This window comes from Ruegeria sp. CJ6, from assembly GCF_056536665.1.
The window spans coordinates 107,470-130,086 of sequence record NZ_JBQFQB010000008.1 but is presented as its reverse complement, the minus strand read 5'-3'; the positions used below and the strand labels follow the sequence as shown (position 1 = coordinate 130,086).

Annotated in this window: 18 protein-coding genes; 9 read left to right on the top strand and 9 right to left on the bottom strand. The window is 56.2% G+C overall.

From position 1 onward, the window contains the following. Positions 1-13: 13 nt before the first annotated feature. The 4 genes from ACR0BT_RS19395 to ACR0BT_RS19380 all read right to left on the bottom strand — a co-directional run bounded on the left by ACR0BT_RS19395 (position 14) and on the right by ACR0BT_RS19380 (position 10,564). A complete protein-coding gene (locus ACR0BT_RS19395; protein ID WP_480763868.1) occupies positions 14-7,981 on the bottom strand; it encodes a SpvB/TcaC N-terminal domain-containing protein in 7,968 nt (2,655 codons plus the stop codon). A gap of 299 nt (positions 7,982-8,280) precedes the next feature. Beyond that, positions 8,281-8,868 (bottom strand): Smr/MutS family protein, encoded by a 588-nt coding sequence (locus tag ACR0BT_RS19390; RefSeq protein ID WP_170567303.1) that lies wholly within the window; start codon positions 8,866-8,868, stop codon positions 8,281-8,283. Next, positions 8,868-9,908, bottom strand: coding sequence for a murein transglycosylase A (gene mltA, locus ACR0BT_RS19385; protein WP_170408811.1), 1,041 nt, complete (start codon positions 9,906-9,908; stop codon positions 8,868-8,870). Before mltA ends, ACR0BT_RS19390 begins: the two co-directional genes overlap by 1 nt. Further along, the gene (locus ACR0BT_RS19380; protein WP_170399461.1) at positions 9,905-10,564 is read right to left on the bottom strand and encodes a Tim44/TimA family putative adaptor protein; all 660 of its coding nucleotides are present in this window, start codon (positions 10,562-10,564) and stop codon (positions 9,905-9,907) included. Before ACR0BT_RS19380 ends, mltA begins: the two co-directional genes overlap by 4 nt. 108 nt (positions 10,565-10,672) lie before the next feature. Here ACR0BT_RS19380 and ACR0BT_RS19375 point away from each other — a divergent pair, with 108 nt between their 5' ends. Continuing rightward, positions 10,673-11,173: an FxsA family protein gene (locus ACR0BT_RS19375; protein WP_170399458.1), complete on the top strand. Its 501-nt coding sequence runs from the start codon at positions 10,673-10,675 to the stop codon at positions 11,171-11,173. A 54-nt stretch (positions 11,174-11,227) separates the two neighbouring features. Further along, the gene (secB, locus tag ACR0BT_RS19370) at positions 11,228-11,731 is read left to right on the top strand and encodes a protein-export chaperone SecB (RefSeq protein ID WP_170399455.1); all 504 of its coding nucleotides are present in this window, start codon (positions 11,228-11,230) and stop codon (positions 11,729-11,731) included. Positions 11,732-11,756: 25 nt separating this feature from the next. Here the strand turns inward: secB and dnaQ are convergent, their stop codons facing one another. Genes dnaQ through ACR0BT_RS19350 form a run of 4 tightly spaced genes read right to left on the bottom strand, consistent with a single transcriptional unit; the run spans position 11,757 to position 14,491 of the window. Next, a complete protein-coding gene (gene dnaQ, locus ACR0BT_RS19365) occupies positions 11,757-12,479 on the bottom strand; it encodes a DNA polymerase III subunit epsilon (protein ID WP_170426353.1) in 723 nt (240 codons plus the stop codon). Beyond that, positions 12,472-13,065 (bottom strand): dephospho-CoA kinase, encoded by a 594-nt coding sequence (coaE, locus tag ACR0BT_RS19360; RefSeq protein ID WP_170515091.1) that lies wholly within the window; start codon positions 13,063-13,065, stop codon positions 12,472-12,474. Before coaE ends, dnaQ begins: the two co-directional genes overlap by 8 nt. Continuing rightward, on the bottom strand, positions 13,062-13,895 hold the full coding sequence (locus ACR0BT_RS19355; RefSeq protein ID WP_480763867.1) for a shikimate dehydrogenase: 834 nt from the start codon (positions 13,893-13,895) through the stop codon (positions 13,062-13,064). The genes coaE and ACR0BT_RS19355 overlap by 4 nt, the downstream gene beginning before the upstream one ends. After that, positions 13,892-14,491: a Maf family protein gene (locus tag ACR0BT_RS19350; protein ID WP_480763866.1), complete on the bottom strand. Its 600-nt coding sequence runs from the start codon at positions 14,489-14,491 to the stop codon at positions 13,892-13,894. The genes ACR0BT_RS19355 and ACR0BT_RS19350 overlap by 4 nt, the downstream gene beginning before the upstream one ends. A 403-nt stretch (positions 14,492-14,894) precedes the next feature. Here ACR0BT_RS19350 and hemJ point away from each other — a divergent pair, with 403 nt between their 5' ends. The 7 genes from hemJ (at position 14,895) to ACR0BT_RS19315 (ending at position 22,271) form a co-directional block, all read left to right on the top strand. Then, positions 14,895-15,344 (top strand): protoporphyrinogen oxidase HemJ, encoded by a 450-nt coding sequence (gene hemJ / locus ACR0BT_RS19345; protein ID WP_170649082.1) that lies wholly within the window; start codon positions 14,895-14,897, stop codon positions 15,342-15,344. Between the two features lie 126 nt (positions 15,345-15,470). Continuing rightward, positions 15,471-16,742 (top strand): transcription termination factor Rho, encoded by a 1,272-nt coding sequence (rho, locus tag ACR0BT_RS19340; protein WP_170399438.1) that lies wholly within the window; start codon positions 15,471-15,473, stop codon positions 16,740-16,742. Positions 16,743-16,773: 31 nt separating this feature from the next. Continuing rightward, positions 16,774-18,060 (top strand): tRNA uridine-5-carboxymethylaminomethyl(34) synthesis GTPase MnmE, encoded by a 1,287-nt coding sequence (gene mnmE / locus ACR0BT_RS19335; RefSeq protein WP_170649058.1) that lies wholly within the window; start codon positions 16,774-16,776, stop codon positions 18,058-18,060. 12 nt (positions 18,061-18,072) lie between these two features. Next, positions 18,073-19,941 (top strand): tRNA uridine-5-carboxymethylaminomethyl(34) synthesis enzyme MnmG, encoded by a 1,869-nt coding sequence (gene mnmG / locus ACR0BT_RS19330; RefSeq protein WP_170515510.1) that lies wholly within the window; start codon positions 18,073-18,075, stop codon positions 19,939-19,941. Next, a complete protein-coding gene (gene rsmG / locus ACR0BT_RS19325; RefSeq protein WP_170408802.1) occupies positions 19,938-20,561 on the top strand; it encodes a 16S rRNA (guanine(527)-N(7))-methyltransferase RsmG in 624 nt (207 codons plus the stop codon). Before mnmG ends, rsmG begins: the two co-directional genes overlap by 4 nt. Next, the gene (locus tag ACR0BT_RS19320) at positions 20,554-21,357 is read left to right on the top strand and encodes an AAA family ATPase (RefSeq protein WP_170408801.1); all 804 of its coding nucleotides are present in this window, start codon (positions 20,554-20,556) and stop codon (positions 21,355-21,357) included. Before rsmG ends, ACR0BT_RS19320 begins: the two co-directional genes overlap by 8 nt. 20 nt (positions 21,358-21,377) lie before the next feature. Further along, positions 21,378-22,271, top strand: coding sequence for a ParB/RepB/Spo0J family partition protein (locus ACR0BT_RS19315; protein ID WP_480763865.1), 894 nt, complete (start codon positions 21,378-21,380; stop codon positions 22,269-22,271). Here ACR0BT_RS19315 and ACR0BT_RS19310 read toward each other — a convergent pair. Continuing rightward, positions 22,261-22,614, bottom strand: a complete 354-nt coding sequence (locus ACR0BT_RS19310) for a YbaN family protein (protein WP_170408799.1) — start codon at positions 22,612-22,614, stop codon at positions 22,261-22,263. The genes ACR0BT_RS19315 and ACR0BT_RS19310 overlap by 11 nt on opposite strands. Positions 22,615-22,617: the final 3 nt, after the last annotated feature.

Sequence of the window (22,617 nt, the reverse complement as noted above, 5' to 3'; positions counted from 1 at the left end):
CTGACAACTGCGTTCACCATTTCAAATGGCCTTTGATGCCCTGGCCTTGCAGGATCGACATCGTGCCTGCCGCGCCCAGGCCAAGGTATCCAGCGGACCGTCGGAAAAAGCCGCCAACGCCGCCCTGACGATGGCCTGCATCGATTTCGTCCACCCAAAAATCGGCCGCTTCGCGTGCGGCGGTTTTTTCGCCTTTGATTGCGGAGCGAGCTTCGGTTCCGGCCAGTGCAATTGAGCCGAAAGCTGCGAGCCCGGCGGCAAGGACCGATCCAGCACCACCACCCGTGACGAGCTTGCCCGACACCGAGACCACGTTGAGAGTGCCCGAGGCTGTGCCCTCGACCACATTTGCGGTGCCCACGCCGGTCTCGCCTTCGGCGATTTGCGTGATCCCTGTGCCAACCTGAATGCCGCTGGCCGCCATACCGATCACCATGAGCCCACGGCCCATGACCCCTAGGATGGCGCGGCCCCCGGACAGGGTCTGCGACACTGCCCTGCTGCCCCGCATTGCTTTGGCAAGCTTGGAAATTGAGGTGATTTTGCCTTGCTTGTTCACCATGTTCATGGTGTCGACTTTTTGCACCATCGACGCAGTGTCAGGCGCAGCGCCCGGGCGGTAGACTTGCACGGTGCCCTTTATCATGCCGGTATTGGTGTCGAATGAGGTCAACATTCCGTTTCCCTGTTTCGGGATCTCGATCAGCGTCCAATTGCCGTTGCCATGCGCCACCAGGTGAGAACGGACTCCGGCGACCTTCACACCCTGGGCATGGGTGGTGTTGACGTCTGCAAAGGAAACCATGGCAGTGGGCGGGTGCGTGTGTGCGATAGCCGTCGTTCCCTTTGGAATCGAGACCTCGGGCTTGGTGGCCGTGCCCTTCAATATCTTGAACGTGTTGTTCTCTTTGATAAGGGCAAACTCCTGCACGCTGCCTTCGGTGTTCCTGACCTGAGTCGCCAGCGCATCAAGCGTCTCAAGACCCTTCTGCAACGATGCAACTTCAAGGCCTCCGTTGGGCACAGTGGGCGGCGCAGTGCCCTCGGGATCGTTGAGCGTTACCGGGTTGTTATAGGCATAAGCATAAAGGTTCAGCCCACCTTCAATTCCGATGGGATCGGCGCTGATCCATCGGCCGAGCCAAGGGGCGGCATAGCGGGCACCATGATGGTTAAGCCCGGTTTCGGCATCCCGCTCCATCGCGGTATATCGAAAACGTTTCGGCCCCAGACCTGCTGTTGCAACGCCTTGGTAAGTGGTGCTGCCGAAGGGGCTGTATTCCTCGTAAGACAGAACATTGCCGTTCTCGTCCAGTTCGATCCCCACACTGCCCACATGGTTACTGTGCTGATAACGAATGACGCGGCTGACCGCACCACCGGCGATCGTCGCCTCAACCAATGCGATACGGCCAGCTTCGTCCCCCACATGCAGGGTCTCTCGGGTCCGCGGGTTTGCACCCGGTTCGCGGATAATGTCGAACCCGCCCAGCGAGATCGTTTCGCGCCGAATGGCTCCTGCAGAGGTTTCTATCACTTTTCGGATGCGAGTCCCGTCAGAGGCGTAAACAAAGAATGTGCGGTCCCCTTGGTGCGCCAGGCCGTCCGCATCATCAGGTCCAACTGCCTGACGGCGGCACATGCGCAGTTGGTTGTCGTGGTCCCATGCGATCTGATCGAGATGGGAAAGGCGCAGCATGTTGCCCATCGCGTCATAGCCATCGCCGCCCTGACTGATGATATCATTCAAGGCACCGACCGATGTTTGACTTAAGCGGTTCGAGGATACCCCCGCGGCCAGATCGCTGTCCTCGCCATAGGTGTAGGTCCGCGTCCAACCGGGCGCCACGGGATCAGAGCCCCGGTGGCGCATCTCAATCAAGTTGCCCGCAATGTCATAGTGAAAACGCTCAAGATACCGGCCAAGGGCGAAACCATCACTGCGGTGTGGCAGCCGAGCTCGCGCGGCATCGTTATAGCTGTGGGCGCCGGGTGCGCCGCCTTGCTGGCCCAGATGTTCGCGGCCCGTCGCCTCGATCAAACGATGCAGGGCATCAAACGTATAGTCGTTAGAGGCATCAACACGGCGATTGCGGAAAAAGATCTGCTGTTGCGCGCTGTCGCGGATGTGGGTCACGTGGCCAGACACATCGTAGATCATGTGCTGCGCCTGCAAGTGGCATCCTGGCCAGCCTGCAACTGGCGGTGTCGGACAGTCCGAGCCAAAACCCGTTGCCGCTCGCCGGGTGATGATGCGTTCGGTCAGACGGGTCAACGGATCATGCAGGATTTCTGTTTCAACCGCGTTGCCATAGGTGATGCGTTCGCGGTCGCCCCAAGGGTTGTATGCAATGCCTGTGACCACGGCATGATCCGCAGTGGCGGGATCCAATAAAGTGTCAGGTGCCGCGGGTCGTGCGTGCCAGGTGTCCACCCGATCAAGCCGCGAGGACGGGTTATAGCGGTACTGCACAACCTGGATGCGCGCGCCCGGCCCTTGCGGTTGCAGCGGCACCAGTTGGACCGGACGATCCAGCGCGTCAAAGCGGGTTTGCCCTGCGAAAATCTCGGGCTCAGTCGCCACGGGTGCGGCCCAATCGAGCGTGGTGCGAAACTCCTGCGCCAGTTGCCGCTGGCTGCGGATTGGGTTGCCTTTGAAATCATGGGCCAGAATTTCCATCGTGCCGGATTGGTCGCGGCTGATCGCAATGCGTTTGCGGCGGTTCAGGGCTTCGGGTGTCGTCAGCGATTCTCCGTAGATCGTTTCATCGATCCGCAGCTCAGGACCCGCATTGATGCTTAGATGAGTGGCGATGGGTCGGCGCAATACATCGAATTCGTGGCGCAGCCGGTGGTCGCGCGCATCCCACGTAAACGCCGTTTCGCCACCTACATCCGTTAGCCGCCAACGGGTACCGCCCTCCATACTGTCGGTCCGAATGGCGGTGCTGAGCATGTCGAAAGCGGTACGCTGAACCTCGCGCCCAAGCTCATCCCAGGTTCGGCGCGTATTGCCTTCGATATCGATTTCGGTCGCAACGCGGTGGAGTGTCTCGATCGGTAGGGTGCCCGGGGCCGCGTTGCTGTAGAGCGTGCGGTTCGGAGTGAGGCGCGCGATCAGCGCACCACGGGTATCCGCCAATGCCCGCATCGGTGTGTCATCATAAAGCGCCGATTTCGATGCAGCCTCAGTGGCGCGCTGCCGGTCTTCGGGATCGGGGAAACGGGTAGCCAACGCCTGCGCTTGCGCCGGATCAGTGCGCAGCGCGTGCCAAGTGGGTAAATAGGCAGCCTGCGGCAACCTGCGGAAATGGTCGCCAAGATCGGGGTCTTGGGCGGGATCCGAAATCAGTACAGTATCGCCCGGGTCCCATGTCGTCTGGTCCCAAACAGAAAACCGGTGTTTGCTCCATGTATGATCGGGATTCAAAATCCCGATCTCTCTGCCCAATGCGTCGTAGAAGAAAATTGGGCTTACACCGATGCGGATGTCGGACTCATAGGTCGGGCGATCTGTGAAGAACGGTTCGAACTGTCGAACAATATTGCCTTTGTTGTTGCGCACTTGCCAGCCGGTACCGACCCAGCGTGGCGACTGCGATGCGGACATAACCGGCCGACCATCAGGTCCCAGCAGAATGCTCCCCGAGCCATCACGCGTTGGGACCGGACCGTCTTCGGCCTGAATCTTGCGTTGAATTTCCTGCCCCATCCCATCTGTAAAGGTAAGTTCGGCCAGGAACGGGGTGGTTTGACCCGGCAAAAGATCACTGTCGTGAACCTCTCGATGCAGGGAAAGACCGATGACGGGTGATGGGACAGGATCCCCACGAGAGTGATAATAGGCCCAGGGATCATAAACATAACGCATTGTCGCGCGCCCAAGTGCTGCCAGAGCTTCAGGTCCACGCGGATTAGTCAGCACTTGGGTGCGTGCTGCAGGCACCAGTGTCGGATCAAAGCCATCCAGCCTGTCACCTTCGTCGGGCCCATCGACCTTGCCCATTCGGGCCATGCCGGTCACGCGGCCATAGGCGTCAAAGACCACCTCGCTGCGATTACCGTTCTCATCGGTCAATACCAAGGCTTGCAAAACGCGATAATCCTGTCGGCGTTCGGTGATTGCGCCTGCTGGACCGGTCGAGCGTACCCCTGCCGACATGCGATTGCCCAATGCGTCCTGCGTTTCCTCGATCAGCAGGTCGAAAGCGTCATAGCGGGCTGTTGTTTCCGTAGGTGTCGCAGGCTGATGGAACGGGTCCCGCAGGCGATGTGGTCGAAAGAAATGCTGACGTGCATATGCCAGCTCTTGCGCGGGCGTATCACCGCTTGAGGGCGACAAAAGCTGACGGTCCGATGGGCGCCACCACTGGCCGTCGCCGTCAATCTCGGTGTATCCCGCCTGCGCCATCTCGGCCGCACCAACGCGGCCTCCATAAACCTGCGTGACAAGACCCGGCGTGAAGGCCAGTTGGAAGCTTTGATGGAGAAGCCCCAAACTGCCCATCTGGCCAAGCGGCAGTGGGCCGGTCAGCGTATCATCCCTGAAGTACTGACGGCGGTGTTCGATCAGACGACGCTGCACCTGACCCGCGGTTGGGGTCGCTTCATAAGCAAGATCGGCTGCAGCGTTCGCCTCTGTCTCGATCTCATCAAAGGACAAACGCGTACCCGGCGCTGGGCTTAAGCCGGTAAGCTCAAAGCTTTGTTCTTCACATGACACCGGGGCGCGGTAGGTTTGATCTGTCGCGATCAGGTCCGTGACGCGCCGCGTGTGTAATACCGCATGTAACTGCGCCTGACGCGCCTGATCTTCAGGCGTCAGCGTCGGATCAGGTGTTTGCCGGCCATACATGACATCGACGCGGCGCAGTTCAGTCCCAAACGGGTCAACCTCCAGTATGACCTGATGCTGAAGGCGTGGGTCATCGGGGATCCGCTCATAATGCGCGGTTAGAATTTCCCGGGCATGGGTCAGAAACACGGCATGACGGTTGGGTCCACGGGATTGCAGAAGATGCACAGTCTGCGTTTGCTCGACCACCTGATAGGGGTGACCGTTGGGATAGCCGGGCTCCGCCCTGCCATCGAGCGCATAGGTTTCACGCCGAAGCACCGTGCCGCGAAGCGCGCGCGCAGCCTCGCGGGTTTCTCCGGTTGTCAATCCGGGTGGCAACACCGTGTCTGGCAAAAGCCGCCGTCGCGCTTCAACATCGTCGTCACGCCAAGCGGGTGCGCGCCAGTATTCCCCACGATCCTGCCCATCAAGCAGACCAGCCAAGACATCGGGCAGACTACCTTGGTCGAGATACACGCCGGTATGAAACCATGTTCTGGTCAGTATGGGCGGAACATGAGATGCCGGGTCTTCGTTTGATGCCAGTGGCCCCAGCGCATCTGACGAGAGCGCTGCGAATTCCTCGGTGTCCCATCGTTCGACCATGCCGAACCCGCGAAACTCGCGCTCGACCCCGTCGAAATGACCATGGTGAAAGGCAAAGCGAGATACGAACCGGGTTTGCGCCACACGATCATGTGTGACGATGCGATCAACCACCTGCACCGGGAACGGCAGGCGTGTGGCCCAAGGACGTCCTTCATAAAGGTCTTGCAGGTAAAACCGCGACGACGAGGCATAGCGCAATTCGGTCTCGCCACCGAAATTGTTGACATATCGGGTCATGAGGTGCGGTTTTTGTCCGCCCATCAGATCGACGTAACGCAGAGGCTGACCTGCGTCGCGGGACAAAGTAGAGGACCACACAAGACAGGCGGTGCCCGTTCCAAATAGATCGAGCAGATCAACCGAAGTTACGGTATCAAGCGGCGGCACATTCCCTAGGCGTCGACGCGGTGCAAGCCGGTTGCCAGACATGTTGAAATAGAGGTCGATACCTTCTGCACCCAGATAGACAATGTCGGTGGTGCCCGAGCCGTCGATATCCGTCAGGCGCAGGCGGCTGCGGTCGAACATTTCGGGGCGATCAAATTGTGGCGCGTCGTCCATCGCCACTTTGGTGCCGAAACGCCCATATCCGCAATTGGGCCAATAGGCGACTTCACCACAGCGGATACGAACCAGATCAGACAATCCGTCGCCGGACATATCCGCCAGAAAAATTGCAGCCTCCGGATCGGAAAACACAAGTCGGGGTCCGTCAGTGTCGTTCCATGGCTGCGCTTGCCTGTGCGCGGGGCCAAACCCGGCCTCGCCTTCAGAGGGGTGCCAGACAAAAGCGGTGTCCTCGGTCAGAAGAATGTCTGCAAGGCCATCGCCTGTCAGGTCAACCATCTTCATGCTGTCATTGGACACATCTACATGTGGCCAACATTCAAACGCGCGGAAGTCGGACCAGCCGGATTGCGCGTCGCGCTCATGGAACCCCGGGGTTGTCCGGTCCATTACCACCAGATCCGGGCGACCGTCCCCTGCAAGGTCCATCCATTGGCCTGACTCAGCAAATGCAGGCCGTTCGGCAACCAGCACGGGGGCAGCAAAGCGCGCCGTGCCATTCATTGGTCCAAGATTGCGAGTGTAATGCCAGGCACCCGGGGTCGAGGTCAGTATTCCACCAACTCCGTCACCGTCCAAATCAACCCAGTTTGCCGGATCGGTAAGTCCGGCCGGAGCACCTTCGGTCTGCTCGCGGTCAAGGCCGTGCACAATATCGTTCACTTCAGCTCGGCTATAGGTGAATTCCACCGGTGGAATTGCCTGTCGTCTGTAGGCGAGGAACGTGGCACCGTTCACATCGAGCGGTGCAACCGTATCGTCCGGAGCGAAGCCCGACTGCGCGACCGCCATGAGGAATGAGCCATAGCGCGTACTGCCGGGGTGCTGACGCTCGTCATCAGTGTCAGCACCGGGAGGGGTGAAATCGTCATAGGAAAACTCAGTTGCCTTCACGAGACCGCGATAGCCCGGTTCGCCCGTCGGCAGGTCGGGGATATCGTGAAATGTCAGAATTCGATGGCAGCGACGATAGCGCCGAACCTCAAAGCCCGCGCGGTAGCTTGATGTGGGGTCCGGGCGCACTTGCCAATTTCGGCCGGGATCAGCGGATGCATGGACAAGCCCATGCTGAGCATCCGCCGCCACGTTGGGATCAGGTGCGATTGGCAACAGGTGGTCTTCGCCATAATCGAATACGACCGTGAACAGCCATCCACCTGCATTCACATCCGGATCAACCAAACGAGAGACTCGATTGCCGTAGCGGATGCGTTTCAGGTACCGCTCGGCTGTGCGGGACCGATTGGCTTCGTGCGCCTGCGCCTGATCGATGCCAACTGCGTCTTCGGCGACATGCTCGTATCGGATGGCGTTGCCTTTGTCGTCGATGGTCTCGGACAACAACCAGCGATATACACGGGCGGGGTCGTCCGGGTCTGCCACCCTTGATAGGCCTGACGCGCCATAGATCGAAGTGACGTTTTCGCGCGACGTGACACGCCAATGCGCGATACCCGTCGCCTCGTCTGTCCACCGCTCAATGCGGGCAAAAGTGCTTTCGATCCGTGGGCGGAACCTGTGGATGGTCACACCTGGAAACCGCGCGCGATCTTCCCATTGTGCCCCCTGAGAATCGAGCAGCGGCACCAGATCTTCAGACCCCGAAATCAGGAAGACATCCGATCCGGCGGCATCGTCGTATTGGGGCAGGCCTTTTTCCGTTTTGCGCGTGATCTCGGGCAGCGAAAGTGACCATCCAAAGCCGAAAATGCCGCTGCTGGTGCCAGCCTCATAGCTCAGTTGCAGCTCTGGTGTGAAACCACCACGCCCAGGGCTGACAGGAACCGGAATCGTCAAGGACGCAGACCCGGTCACCGGGTTCGAGGTAATCTTTTCACCAATACCAGAAATCGCGCCACCGCCTTTCGGCAGATTAAGCGACAGCACATCTTTGTTGGCGCCATTGTCACCTGAAATGGCGGATGCTTCCGACCTTTGAGGTCGGGAAATGGCAGTGGAGCCTAACATTCGGCCACCATAAATTCGTCATAAAAATATCAGCGCCACAGGGGTGCTTTACGTAGGGTAAGCAATCGGAAACCGCTGGGTCAATGCAATCAGATGGGATCGGCGATTGTCTGCCGTACCGTTCTGGTTGTGTTGTTAAGCACAACCTCGCAAGCCTTGGACAAGGCTACGAAGTTTCATTGCGCCGGCAGCTTATCACCGGGGTTGCGGGACCTGCAGAAACAATAAATCAGTAGGGGTAAGGGCAGGGTTCGCGTGCGAATCCGGTTCATGCGGACCAGCTAGAATCAGCGATCCGACTAACGGACGCGCCTGAGGTAAACGTAATAGGCGCCATCGCCGCCATGGCTGATATGTGCGGGTGTTACCTGCAGCACCGCTTGTGCAAGTGGCGGAATAGACAACCAGTGGGGCACCTGATTGCGCAAGACCCCACGCGGCGTTGGAATGGGTCCCGGTTCGTCCCGGTCCTTGCCCTTGCCGGTTATGACCAACACCAGCCGTTTGCGCTGTGCCTGTGCGGTCAGGATGAACCGAACCAATGCGGGATGGGCTGCGCTCATGCGCATCCCGTGCAGGTCCAGCTTGCCTTCGGGCTTGAGCTTGCCGCGTTTCATGCGACCAAAAGACTTGGTGTCCATCTGCACCGGATTTGTCCGTAAACCTTCGGTGATCGATGGCTTCAGGTTATTCCGTGACGGTTTGGTTGGCGCAGTCTGACCCAGTTCAAAGGCTTCTATCCGCGCCTTGGGCGTTTTGGTCGGTTTGGGCTTGGGCAAGGTAGTGGGGTGCACAGTCTGAGGCAGTTCGGGGTGCAAACGCTCAGCCTGTTTGGCGACCTTGCGCCACAAATCGATCTCATCCGCAGTCAGTTTGCGCCGGGTCATCAGAACTCATCCGGTAACAGGGCGTAGGCCCTCTGGATCGGCAACAGCACAACCATACGGCCGGGATCCTTCAAGCGACCGGCGGCCTGCCCGGCATCATCCCCTGTGCCAAAGAAAATGTCGGCACGTTGCGCACCCTTGATCGCCGATCCGGTGTCTTGTGCGATCATCAATCGGCGCAGCGGGTTTTTGCCATCCTTTTCTACCCAAACTGGCGCGCCCAAAGGTGTATAAGCCGGATCTGCCGCGATACTGCGCATCGTGGTCACTGAGCGGTTCATGGCGCCTAACGGCCCGAACTCGGGCGCGACACGCGTCACTTCACGGAAGAAAACATACGAAGGGTTGTGTAGTAACAGCTCAGCCCCGGCTTCAGGGTTTTTGCGTACCCAGGTCCGGATCATCTGCGCGCTGACCTGGTGCGCGCCCAGCGCACCCCGTCGGACCAGTTCCGCGCCGATCGAGCGATAGGGATGCCCATTCGCACCGCCATATCCAACCCGCAATGCACCGCCATCGGGCAGACGTATCCGGCCCGAGCCTTGAATTTGCAGAAAGAACAACTCAACAGGGTCATCGACCCACGCTATCTCAAGGCCCCGACCTGTCAGGGCGTCACCGGTCAGCAGGTCACGGCGACTGAGCCACTTGCCCGCCTCTCGCGCCTCGGGCGGCATCCGGTAGAGTGGATAGCGGTATTTATCAGTTGGGGTTTTCGAGCCATCCAGTTCAGGTTCAAAATATCCGGTGAACAGTGCGTCATCGCCGTCTTCGACCAGAACAGGACGAAAGAACAGCTCGAAAAAAGCCCGCGCCGCGCCAGGTTCGTAACTCTGAGCCACGCCACACAGCGCCTGCCAATCAGGATCGTCCAGATCACCACAGGTGTTCAGAAAAACCGAAAGGGCCGCCCCGTGATCGTCGGCGGCCCAGCCATCGAGGTCATCGAATGACAGGATGGATCGCGTCGCCTCGGCTCCGGCGGCGCTGGCGGTGGTCATGACGACCCCCAGAAATAGCGACCGGAGCGCTGCAATCATGCGTCCGTGGCAACAAGCAGCCAGTTCGGATCGTCCGCGCCCATGACACGGGCAAAGGTCCAGCTGTCCTTTTGGCGTTTGACGGTGTTCGGGTTGCCTTCGACAATATCCCCGCCGCGATCGCGCACGACTGACGTCAGCTCACCGATAAAGCGCATGGTGATCTCAGCCTGATTGGTATCCTTATCGAAGGTCGCATCGACCAGAGTGGTTTCACGCACCCCGATGAATTCGGCTTCGATGGTCAGACCTTTGTCTTCGCGATCCGCAACAACCGATACAAAACTGTCGAATACTTCTTCGGACAGGAACGGCTGGATTTCGTCCAGATTGCCCTTTTCAAAGCCCATCACGATCATCTCATAGGCGCCGCGCGCGCCCTGAACAAATTCGCTGACAGAAAAACTGGGTTCGACCCGCTTCATTGCGGCCAAAGTTTGCGCCTGTTCACTGTCTTCGGCCACATGGTCGGTGATGTCGTGATCTGGCCCGCCTTCAATCACTTCGAAATCACGGCGCGCGCCATTGGTATCAGGCTGTTGCTGAAGGGGCGGTTTCTCAAAACCTTCGCGTGTACCCAACACGCTTTTCAAGCGCAGGATCAGGAAAATGGCAATTCCGGCCAGCACCAGAAGCTGGATCAGGGGTGAGTTCATTTCGTCCTCTTTTCAGAACCCGGGCTTTGTATACGCTGCCCTCTGCCACTATGTAGGTGACAGTCGGGGCCAAGTCCACAGCCCGGACCATGCTAAAGGATACCGCAAATGTACTTGTTCTTGGCTTTTTTATTGGTTCCGATCATCGAGATCGCCCTGTTTATCCAGGTTGGCGGTCTGATCGGGCTTTGGCCGACGCTTGCAATCGTGGTTCTGACCGCCGTTCTGGGCACGGTTCTGGTGCGGACACAAGGTCGCATGGCGCTGGCGAATTTGCAGCGATCCTTTGCCGAATTGGACGACCCAACCGAACCGCTGGCCCATGGGGCGATGATCTTGCTGTCTGGTGTTTTGCTGCTGACACCAGGGTTTTTCACCGATGCCATTGGTTTTGCTCTGCTTGTTCCCGGCATCCGGGTCGCAGTGTTCCGCTATCTCAAGTCTAAGGCGACCATCACGCATTTTCAAATGGGCACCGGCGCACAATTCAGGTCGGGGCCAAACCCGTTTGATCAGGACGATGTGATAGATGGCGAATTCACCGAAGTTCGCCCTCGCCAGAACTCCGGAAAGCCGTCGAAGTGGGTGGAAGGCCCGCACCAGCATTGAGCTATCCGGCCCAAATTGCTAAGCAGTGCCGAATTTCAATTCCGGAGAAGTTTCATGGCTGACGAAAGCCCTGCAGAAAACACCGCCGCACAGGCAGCCCCTCAGATCCAGATGCGCGTTCTGGGACAGTTCATTCGCGACATGTCCTTTGAAAACGTCATGGCGCAAAAAGGCGTCTCAGGCGACGTACAGCCCGAGATTTCAGTTCAGGTCAATCTGGACGCAAAGAAACGCACGACCGAGCACCAATATGAAGTCTCGATCAAGCTAAAACTGACATCCAAGGCCAAGGGCCTGGAAGACGTCTTGTTCCTGTGCGAAATCGACTATTGCGGCCTGTTCCACGTGGAAGGTGTGCCCGAAGATCAAATGCATCCGTTCCTGATGATCGAATGCCCGCGTATGCTGTTCCCGTTCCTGCGCCGCATCGTCAGCGACATCACACGCGACGGTGGCTACCCGCCGGTCAACCTGGATAACATTGATTTCGTGGCGCTCTATCGCAACGAACTGGCGCGCCGTCAGGCGGCCGCACAAGAGCAAAAAACCGACGCCTAAGGTTTTGGTCCGCGTCTGGTTCGGGTCAGGCGCGGGTCCACAGGGCGTTCTCGCCCAGCTTTTCAACAAATTTCTGATGTGCTGCGCGCTCATCCTCGGTGATCCGGGATGGCAGGGCATCGGGTCGCGCTGTCGGGCGCCATTCCTCACCACCGCCAGACGCTGCACTTGCCGACGTTGACAATCCAAAATCGGGCTGACGGCCTCCGATCAGCTCCAGATACACTTCGGCCAGAATTTCCGAGTCAAGCAGCGCGCCGTGCAGCAGCCTGTTCGAATTGTCGATGCCAAACCGGCGGCACAATGCATCCAACGAAGCGGGTGATCCCGGAAACCGTTTGCGGGCAATGGCCAGCGTATCGATTGCCTGATCCATCGGGATCAGCGACACCCCCATCCAGCCCAGTTCGGCGTTCAGAAACTTCATGTCGAACGAAGCGTTGTGGATCACCAGCTTGGCGTCACCCACGAATTCACGAAACCCTTGCCCAACCTTGGCAAAGACAGGTTTGTCCTTCAGCGTCACTTCGCCCTTTTCCGGCGGGCGCGGGTTTTCCAGCAGGTCGGGGCCGATGCCATGCACACCAAATGCCTCTTCCGGCATAGAACGCTCGGGGTTGATGTAGACGTGATAAGTTTCTCCTGTGGCAACGTGGTTCCACAGCTCAACCGCGCCGATCTCGACGATCCGGTCGCCGCTTTCGGGATCAAACCCTGTAGTCTCGGTATCGAGTACAATCTCACGCATCTGCCAACCCTGCCCGTATCTGCCTGACGATATCCTGCACCTGCGCGCGAGCATGGTCCAGAGTATCCGTGACAATCACGAAATCCGATCGCGCGCATTTCTCTTCGTTTGGCATTTGCTTGGAGCGAATCTGCTCAAACTGCGCCTCATTCATCTTGCCGCGCGCCATGACCCGTCTTTTTTGTTCTTCAGCAGAGATTGAAACACAAGCAACAGCATCCATCGCCGCATCACCACCGGTTTCAAACAACAGCGGAATGTCGAATACCAAGATTTCGGCGGACGACGAAGAACGAAATGAGGCGCGATCCGCCGCTACCAGAGGGTGTACGATTTTTTCTATTGTTTTTAGCGCGTCAGGATTATCCGCAATGATTTGCTTCAATGCATCCCGGCTGACCGCATCCTCGGCAATGGCGGTGGGAAACGTAATCCGCATGGGCTCAACCGCAGCGCCGCCCTTTGCATAGAGCCGATGCACCGCAGCATCCGCATCCCAAAGCGCACAGCCTTCATCTGCAAACATCTGAGCGGTCGTGCTCTTGCCCATCCCGATTGATCCGGTGAGCCCCAGCGCAAAACTCATGCCAAGGCCGCCGCGCGGGTTTCAGCGTCCACTTCGGGGCGAACACCGAACCAGCGTTCAAACCCGGGAACAGCTTGATGCAGCAACATTCCCAGCCCGTCGACCGTTGTACATCCAACCTCTTCCGCCTGTTTTAACAGATGCGTTTGAAGCGGCGCGTATACCAGATCGGTGACAACAGCGCCGGGTTGCAATCCATCCAGTGGTACGCGTAACTCTGGCTGCCCTTGCATACCCAAAGACGTGGTGTTCACGACTAGTTCTGCGTCTTCGATCACATTTCCCGCCTGCACCCAGTCAACGACCGTAATCCGTTGGCCGAACTCTTCCTTCAAATGATCCGCACGGGTGCGGGTGCGGTTGGTCAACAGGATTTCAGGCACTCCGGCTTCTGCCAGCGCTTGAAGCACCGCCCGCGCAGCACCGCCCGCACCAACTACAACCGCAGGCCCATCCTGCGGGTTCCAATCGGGCGCACCGCTGCGAAGATTGGCCATGAACCCGTAGCCATCCGTATTATCCGCGTGAATTGAACCATCCTCGCGGAATACAAGCGTATTTGCCGCCCCGATGACTGAGGCACGGTCCGAGACATGATCCGCCAACCGCAAAGCAGCCTCTTTATGCGGTACGGTCACGTTGGCCCCAACAAACCCAGCCTTGGGTAGTGTCCGCAGAACGATTTCCAGATCGGCCGGGGCGACATCCATTGGGATGTAGTGCCCCACCAATCCATAGGTTTTCAGCCAATGCCCGTGCAGTTTTGGCGAGCGGGAATGTGCAATGGGTTGCCCAATCACGCCGGCCAGAGGAACGCGATGCTCCGTCATTGATCGATCACTCCCTTCACGGCCAGAAAATTGAGCAGCTCTAACAGGGGCATACCCAAGACGTTAAAGTAGTCGCCGTCAATGGTGGCAAACAGGCGCACGCCTTCTTCTTCCAGTTTATAAGCCCCCACTGCGTGCCGAATACTCTCCCAGTTCCGCGCCACGTAATCACGTAAATAGGCATCCGAACTGGCCCGCATCCGCAAACGCACCTGACCGACTTGCCGCCAGATGGGCTCACCATCCTGATAGATCACCGCCGCCGACAGCAACATATGTCGCTTGCCGCGCATTGCTTTAAGCTGCGCCAGTGCTTCTTCCGGCGTTTCCGGCTTCGACAGCATCTGACCTTCGAAATCCAGAACCTGATCGCAACCCAGAACCATAGTGCCGGGCACTTTGTCACTGATCTTACGTGCTTTCATTTCGGCAAGCGCATCGGCAACATCACGGGGCGAAGCTCCCTCAGCAATCAGGGCGCGTTTGGCTGTGTCTTCATCCACCCGCGCGATCTGAACCGAAAACGGGACGCCTGCGTTTCTGAGCAACTGCGCGCGGATCACGGACCCTGAGGCAAGGACTATGGGGACAGTCATGTGGAAAACCCCGTGTGCAAATCAATGAGTAGTCTCGAATGGTTTGTATGGCTTTACGGTTGACACGCAACCCCGGGAATTTGGCGCAAGACTTCCCCGATTCTCCCGGATCCTGTCCAGACGGGACAAGGATAAGTTGGAATACTCGGATAAGCATCCCGTCCCGGATTGTTCCAATGGTTATCCACAATTCAGCCCGAGCTTTTATCTCATAATTTATTGTTATTAATCATTTTTTTTCTTGATCAACAGATTCTGCGCCGATGTGCTTCACTTTTTCCACCTGGGGAAAAAGGCAGGACAAAAAAGTAATCCACCGAATTTGACCTCCCTACAAAACCATCATCCTTTTTCTTTCTTATTTTTTTTATTAGGAGGGGTTCAGGTAAGCCCGGAATACCCAATGACCGATATTCTTTTCGCAATATACCCTTGGGTGAAATCGCTGCACATCATGGCCGTGATTTCATGGATGGCTGGTTTATTCTATCTGCCCAGATTGTTCGTGTATCACGTTGAAAAGGCGCAAGCCGTAGAGGGTGCGCAACAGATTTTCTTTGAAATGGAAGAAAAGCTGCTGCGTGTGATCATGCGCCCCGCAATGGTCGTGGCCTGGGTTTGCGGGCTGATCATGGTGTTCACGCCTGGTATTGTCGGATGGGATTGGAGCTGGCCGTGGGTCAAAGGCGCAGCAGTGATCGGCATGACATGGTTTCACCATTGGCTTATGGCTCGGCGCAAGGACTTTGCTGAGGGGCGAAATAAGCTGACTGGGCAGCAGTACCGCATGATGAATGAGGTTCCGACCGTTTTAATGGTTGTTATCGTTCTAGCGGTCGTTGTGAAGTTCTGAGGGCCTGTTTGACTCTTCTTAGGTAAGCGCTTATCTAACGCGTAACGCGCCCGTCCGGGCGAGGTATCTTCCGTTCTGAAATTCCACTCTGGTGCCGCGATCCAAGCGGCCGAGGTTCGTATCATCATGACAACTGAATCCCTGAATCTGGCCGATCTGAAGGCCAAAAGCCCCAAAGACCTTCTGGCCATGGCCGAGGAGCTTGAGGTCGAAAACGCCTCAACCATGCGCAAGGGCGAGATGATGTTTCAGATTCTGCGCGAACGTGCGGATGAGGGCTGGACCATCGGCGGCGACGGCGTGCTGGAGGTTCTACAAGACGGGTTCGGGTTTCTGCGCTCGCCCGAGGCGAACTATCTACCCGGACCGGATGACATCTATGTTTCGCCTGATATGATCCGCAAGCATTCGCTGCGCACCGGAGATACGGTTGAAGGTGAGATCAAAGCGCCCGATGAAAACGAGCGTTACTTTGCGCTGACCAACGTCACCAAGATCAACTTTGAAAATCCGGACAAGGCCAAACACAAGATTCTGTTCGACAACCTGACGCCTCTGTATCCGGATGAGCGTCTAAAGATGGAAATCGAAGATCCGACCATCAAGGACAAGTCTGCTCGCGTGATCGATTTGGTTTCGCCGATTGGTAAAGGTCAGCGATCGCTGATCGTGGCACCGCCGCGGACTGGTAAGACGGTGATCCTGCAGAACATCGCGCATTCCATCGAACAGAACCACCCGGAGTGTTATCTGATTGTCCTGCTGATCGACGAACGCCCGGAAGAGGTGACTGACATGCAACGCTCGGTGAAGGGTGAAGTTGTGTCTTCGACCTTTGATGAACCCGCGACTCGCCACGTGGCCGTGTCGGAAATGGTCATCGAAAAGGCTAAGCGCCTGGTCGAACATAAACGAGATGTTGTTATTCTACTCGATTCGATAACAAGACTTGGTAGGGCATTCAACACTGTGGTGCCATCTTCGGGTAAAGTTCTGACCGGTGGTGTGGATGCAAATGCCCTGCAACGGCCCAAGCGCTTCTTTGGTGCTGCGCGGAACATCGAAGAAGGTGGTTCGCTGACCATCATCGCCACCGCCCTGATCGATACCGGCAGCCGCATGGACGAAGTGATCTTCGAAGAATTCAAGGGCACTGGTAACTCGGAAATCGTTCTGGATCGTAAGATTGCAGACAAACGCGTGTTCCCGGCAATCGACATCCTCAAATCCGGCACCCGGAAAGAGGATCTGCTGGTCGACAAGGGCGATTTGGCCAAGACATTCGTTCTGCGCCGCATCCTCAATCCGATGGGCACAACAGATGCAATCGAGTTCCTGTTGTCGAAGTTGAAACAAACTAAGACGAACGGCGAGTTCTTCGATTCAATGAACACCTGACAAGGTGCTGGCACTGACGCGGGGGCTATCAATGGATACGATATTCGCCCTGGCCAGCGCCCAGGGCAAAGCAGGCGTGGCTGTGATCAGGCTTTCTGGTCCGCAGGCATATGCCTCCGCCAATGAGTTGTCTGGCGGGGGCCTGCCAAGGCGTGGAATGACAGTACGAACACTCTGCGCGTCGGATGGATCGCGGTTGGATGAGGGCTTGGTTCTGACGTTTCAGGCCCCGTCCAGCTTTACCGGCGAAGACGTGGCCGAGCTTCAGATTCACGGAAGTATGGCGTCAGTCAACGCTGTGCTGACCTCTCTTTCGGATATGGACGATCTTCGGCTGGCCGAACCTGGTGAGTTCACGCGTCGTGCACTGGAAAACGGCAAGATGGATCTGGCGCAGGTCGAAGGCCTTGCTGATCTGATTGATGCAGAAACCGAAGCACAACGGAAACAAGCACAGACGATTTTGGCTGGTGCTTTGGGCACATTGGCAGAAAGTTGGCGGCGTGATCTGATCCGCGCGGCTTCCCTGTTGGAAGCCGTGATTGATTTTGCTGATGAAGAGGTGCCGATCGACGTAACCCCTGAGGTTCGAACGTTAATCTCTGGTGTTATGGAGGAGCTGAGGCAAGAAGCGAAAGGCGTTCGGATCGCAGAACGCATTCGCACCGGCTTTGAGGTCGCCATTGTTGGACTTCCGAACGCAGGGAAATCGACCTTGCTGAACGCGTTGGCAGGTCGGGAAGCCGCTATTACCTCCGAATATGCCGGGACAACCCGTGATGTGATTGAAGTTCGTATGGACTTGGACGGATTGCCTGTCACGCTGCTGGACACGGCCGGTTTGAGGCAAACCGATGATCACGTTGAAAACCTGGGAATTGAACTGGCGCGCAAACGGGCAGAGGCGGCCGATCTACGAGTATTTCTGTCGGATGAGCCTGATCAGCTAGGTGTACCGATGCAGGCAGATGACATTCATGTTCTGCCAAAATCTGACCTGCGTGAACCCTTTTCCGGTGGTATATCGGGGAAAACCGGGCACGGGATTGACCAGTTGATAGACAACATATCGCGTGTATTGACTGTTCGAACAGCTAGCCATGGTATTGCAACGCGGGAACGTCACCGTATTGCGATGACTAAAGCATCGGACGCACTTGCGGCTTCGCGAGATGTTCTGGAATCAGGTCCGGACATGTATGATATAGCTGCTGAAGAGTTGAGAACGGCAATTCGGTCGCTTGAATCTTTGGTTGGCAGGATTGATGTCGAAACCCTTTTGGATGAAATCTTCGCAAGTTTCTGTCTGGGAAAATAGGGAGTGTTTCACGTGAAACATTCGAGATTTGATGTTGTAGTCATTGGCGCTGGACATGCCGGTACCGAAGCTGCCCATGCGGCAGCACGGATGGGTGCGAACACGGCGCTGGTTACTTTGTCCGAACAGGACATCGGTGTCATGTCCTGCAATCCTGCGATCGGAGGGCTAGGGAAAGGTCATCTGGTCCGTGAAATCGATGCAATGGACGGGGTCATGGGTCGTGTGGCGGATCGTGCCGGCATTCAGTTTCGTCTATTGAACCGACGTAAAGGACCAGCTGTTCAAGGCCCAAGGGCGCAAGCGGACCGTGCGCTTTATCGGACCGCGATGAAGGAAGAAACGAAAAAACAAGACAATTTGTCGGTGATCACTGGGGAAGTGGTCGATTTCCTAATGGATGGTGACTGCGTAATCGGTGTCAAACTAGCCGACGGTTCCGAGGTCCCAGCTCAGACAGTTGTTCTGACGTCGGGTACATTTCTGCGCGGTGTAATTCACATAGGAGACGTTACAAGGCCAGGTGGACGCATGGGGGATCGTCCATCGGTTAGGTTGGCTGAGCGCCTTGACGCTTTTGAATTACCGACGGCACGGCTGAAAACAGGTACGCCACCGAGGTTGGACGGACGAACCATAAATTGGGATATACTTGAACGACAGGATGGCGATGCAGAGCCAACACTGTTTTCATTCATGTCCCAAGCGGTGACAGCGCCGCAAATTGCCTGTGGAATAACTCATACCAATGCTCAGACGCACGGAATAATCGAGAAAAATCTATCGCGATCAGCAATGTATGGAGGTCATATTGATGGTGTTGGTCCCAGATATTGCCCTTCAATCGAAGACAAAATCGTCAGATTTGCGGAAAAGGAGTCACACCAGATATTTCTGGAACCGGAAGGCGTGCGGGATCATACGGTGTACCCAAACGGGATTTCAACGTCTTTGCCCGAAGATGTACAAGTCGAATATGTCCAATCCATCATAGGATTGGAAAACGCGGTAATCTTACAACCCGGATACGCGATTGAATACGACTACGTTGACCCGCGCGTTCTATCTGCGTCTTTGTCTGTGCCCGATGTTCCTGGTCTATATCTTGCAGGACAGATCAATGGGACCACAGGATATGAGGAAGCGGCCGCGCAAGGCCTCGTTGCAGGTTTGAATGCAGCTCTGGAAACACAGGGGCGTGCGCCAATACATTTTACACGCTCAGACAGCTATATTGGCGTAATGATTGACGATTTGACAACACGAGGCGTTGCCGAGCCTTATCGGATGTTCACATCCCGTGCAGAGTTTCGCCTATCACTTCGCGCTGACAACGCAGATCAAAGACTGACCCCGATTGGTGAGCAGTTGGGCTGTGTGGGTGAACTCCGCCGCAAGGTTTTTGCTGAGAAATCAGAAAAACTTGTAAAGGCAAAGAACAAACTGACAGAGACCACATATACGCCAAAGCAAATTCGCGAAGCTGGTATCAGCATAAATCAGGACGGAAACCGGCGCGATGGAATGGCGGTTCTTGCTTTTCCAGAAGTATCGTTTGAAGACATGGTTTTACTCGAACCCGATCTACAGAATACAGACGATGAAATTCGCCGTCAGGTCGAGCGCGATGCGTTGTATGCAAACTATATTGCGCGCCAACAACGGGATGTCGAAGCAATGAAGCGCGATGAGGCGCATGAGATTCCTCGGGATTTCAATTATTTTGCGCTTGATGGTCTGTCGAATGAAATGAAGCAAAAGCTATCGCAGGCGAAGCCTGCGAATATTGCGCAGGCGAGTCGGGTAGAAGGTGTCACGCCTGCGGCTTTAACTCTCGTCCTGGCGAAGCTCAGGCGCGATGTGAAAGCCAGAAAAGCATGAGTTATCAGAACGCCGTCTCTGCGGAGGCTCTGGATGTTTCACGTGAAACATTCGAACGCCTGGTGATCTATGTATCTCTGCTTGAAAAATGGAACCCAAAAATCAATCTGGTTTCAAGAAATAGTCTTGAAGAGATTTGGATCCGCCATATCAAGGATTCCATTCAAGTTTTTCAGAACGCAGATCGCGTAGATCATTGGGTGGATTTAGGCAGCGGAGGCGGCTTTCCAGGCATGGTTTGCGCCATCATGGCAATTGAATCTGCGCCTGAAACGCGTTTCACATTGGTCGAAAGCGACCAACGTAAATCCGCATTTCTTCGAAGTGTGACCAGAGAGAGTGGCGCCAATTGTTCCGTGATCTCTCGTCGAATTGAAGCCATTGATCCCTTGCATGCGGACGTGCTTTCAGCTCGGGCTCTGGCTGATCTGACCACTCTAATGTCATTTTGTGACAGGCATTTAAGTAAAAACGGTACAGCGTTGTTGCCAAAAGGCGCAACCTGGAAAAAAGAGCTGGAAGATGCGCGCAAAGAATGGAAATTCGAGGCTGAACCCATTAAGAGTTCAACAGAACCCCAAGCCGTTATCCTGAAAATCAAAGGAGTTGCACGTGGTTGATCTGTCTCGTCCTGCTGGGCCTCGGATTATCGCGGTTGCCAATCAAAAGGGCGGGGTCGGGAAAACCACTACAGCGATCAATCTGGCAGCCGGATTGGCCGAGGCCGGATGCAAGGTTCTTGTGGTCGATCTCGATCCTCAGGGAAATGCCTCTACGGGTCTAGGGGTCGAAGATCGCGACTGGACGACATATGATCTTCTTCTCGACGATGCACCATTGGAAGCTGTGGTGCAGGAGACCGAGATCGGTAATCTTTTTGTGGTTCCAGCGACCGTAGATCTCAGCTCAGCAGATATTGAGCTGATCTCGAATGAAAAGCGCAGTTATTTGCTGCATGACGCGCTTCGACAGACTGCAATTGATGCCTTCGATCTGGACTTTGTGCTGATTGATTGTCCGCCGTCCTTGAACCTGCTCACCGTAAACGCAATGGTAGCAGCGCATTCCGTCCTTGTTCCATTGCAAAGTGAGTTCTTTGCGCTGGAAGGCCTGTCACAATTGATGTTGACCATTCGCGAGGTTCGTCAGACCGCTAATCCTGACCTCAGAATCGAAGGTGTTGTGTTAACGATGTATGACAACCGCAACAACTTGTCCCGTCAGGTCGAAAAGGATGCGCGTGACAATCTGGGTGAGATGGTATTTAAAACCAAGATACCCAGAAATGTGCGGGTCAGCGAAGCACCATCTTACGCGCTTCCTGTGCTGCAATATGATTCGGGTTCGCTCGGGGCGATGGCGTACCGGTATCTCGCCCGAGAGGTTATGCACAAGAACAACAAGGTAGCCATTTAAGTGGCCGTGAGGAGGGCAACATGAATGCCAGGAAAGGAAAACCCCGAGGATTAGGTCGCGGGCTATCTGCGTTGATGGCTGATGTCGCACCAGAAGCTGACGGTCGGATTATATCTGAACCCCGCCGTCCGGATCTCACGGTACCGATCGAAAAACTGCAGGCGAACCCAGATCAGCCGCGCCGCCGTTTCGCGCAAGAGCAATTGGATGAGCTTGCGGCCTCGGTCAAGGAAAAGGGTATTATCCAGCCGCTGATTGTCCGCAGCATCGATGGCGGCCAATACGAAATCGTTGCGGGTGAACGGCGCTGGCGTGCTGCGCAGATGGCGCAACTGCATGATATCCCAGTTATTGTTCGCGAATTTGATGACACCGAAGTGCTTGAGGTCGCGATTATCGAGAACATTCAGCGCGCAGATCTGAACGCGGTGGAAGAGGCGGCAGGCTTTAAGCAATTGATGGATCGCTTTGGTCACACGCAAGAAAAGCTGGCCGAAGCGCTTGGTAAAAGCAGAAGCCATATCGCTAATCTGCTGCGTCTTTTGTCACTCCCATTGGATGTACAATCCCTTGTAATAGAAGGAAAATTATCCGCCGGTCATGCAAGGGCATTGATCACGGCAGAAAACCCATCGGAGCTGGCGAAACAGGTGGTTCGTGAGGGCCTTTCGGTGCGTGCGACCGAGGCATTAGTGAAAAAGCAGCAAGGTGGAGCGGATAAGCCGGCTCCGAAATCCAGAAACCTGAATGCTGGGAAGGACGCAGACACCCGAGCGCTTGAAAAGGATTTGTCTGCGATTCTGGCGATGAAGGTGACGATCAACCATAAGGCCGGATCTGAATCCGGGCAGGTTGTGTTGGCTTATGAGAACCTGGATCAGTTGGATGATCTGTGCGCAAAGCTCAGCCGTTAGGTCGGGTCCAGATAAACAGCATCACAGCGCTGAGCACAATGGCCTGAATGATCAGGACGTGAGAAGGAACCGACAGTAGAACCGATAAACCAAATACGGCGGCAACCGAAAGGGTGGCCGCCTTTTTTGCACCGGGTCTGATCGCGCCAGAGCTTTGCCAATCGACGATCATAGGGCCAAAGGTTCGATGGCTCAGCAACCAGTTATGTAGCCGTGACGATGAGCGGGCAAAAAAGAACGCGGCCAACAGAAGAAATGGCACCGTCGGCAGCAGCGGCAGAGCGACTCCGATCATGGCAAGCGCAACGCATAACAACCCCAATCCGGCCCAGAGAAATTGCATCTG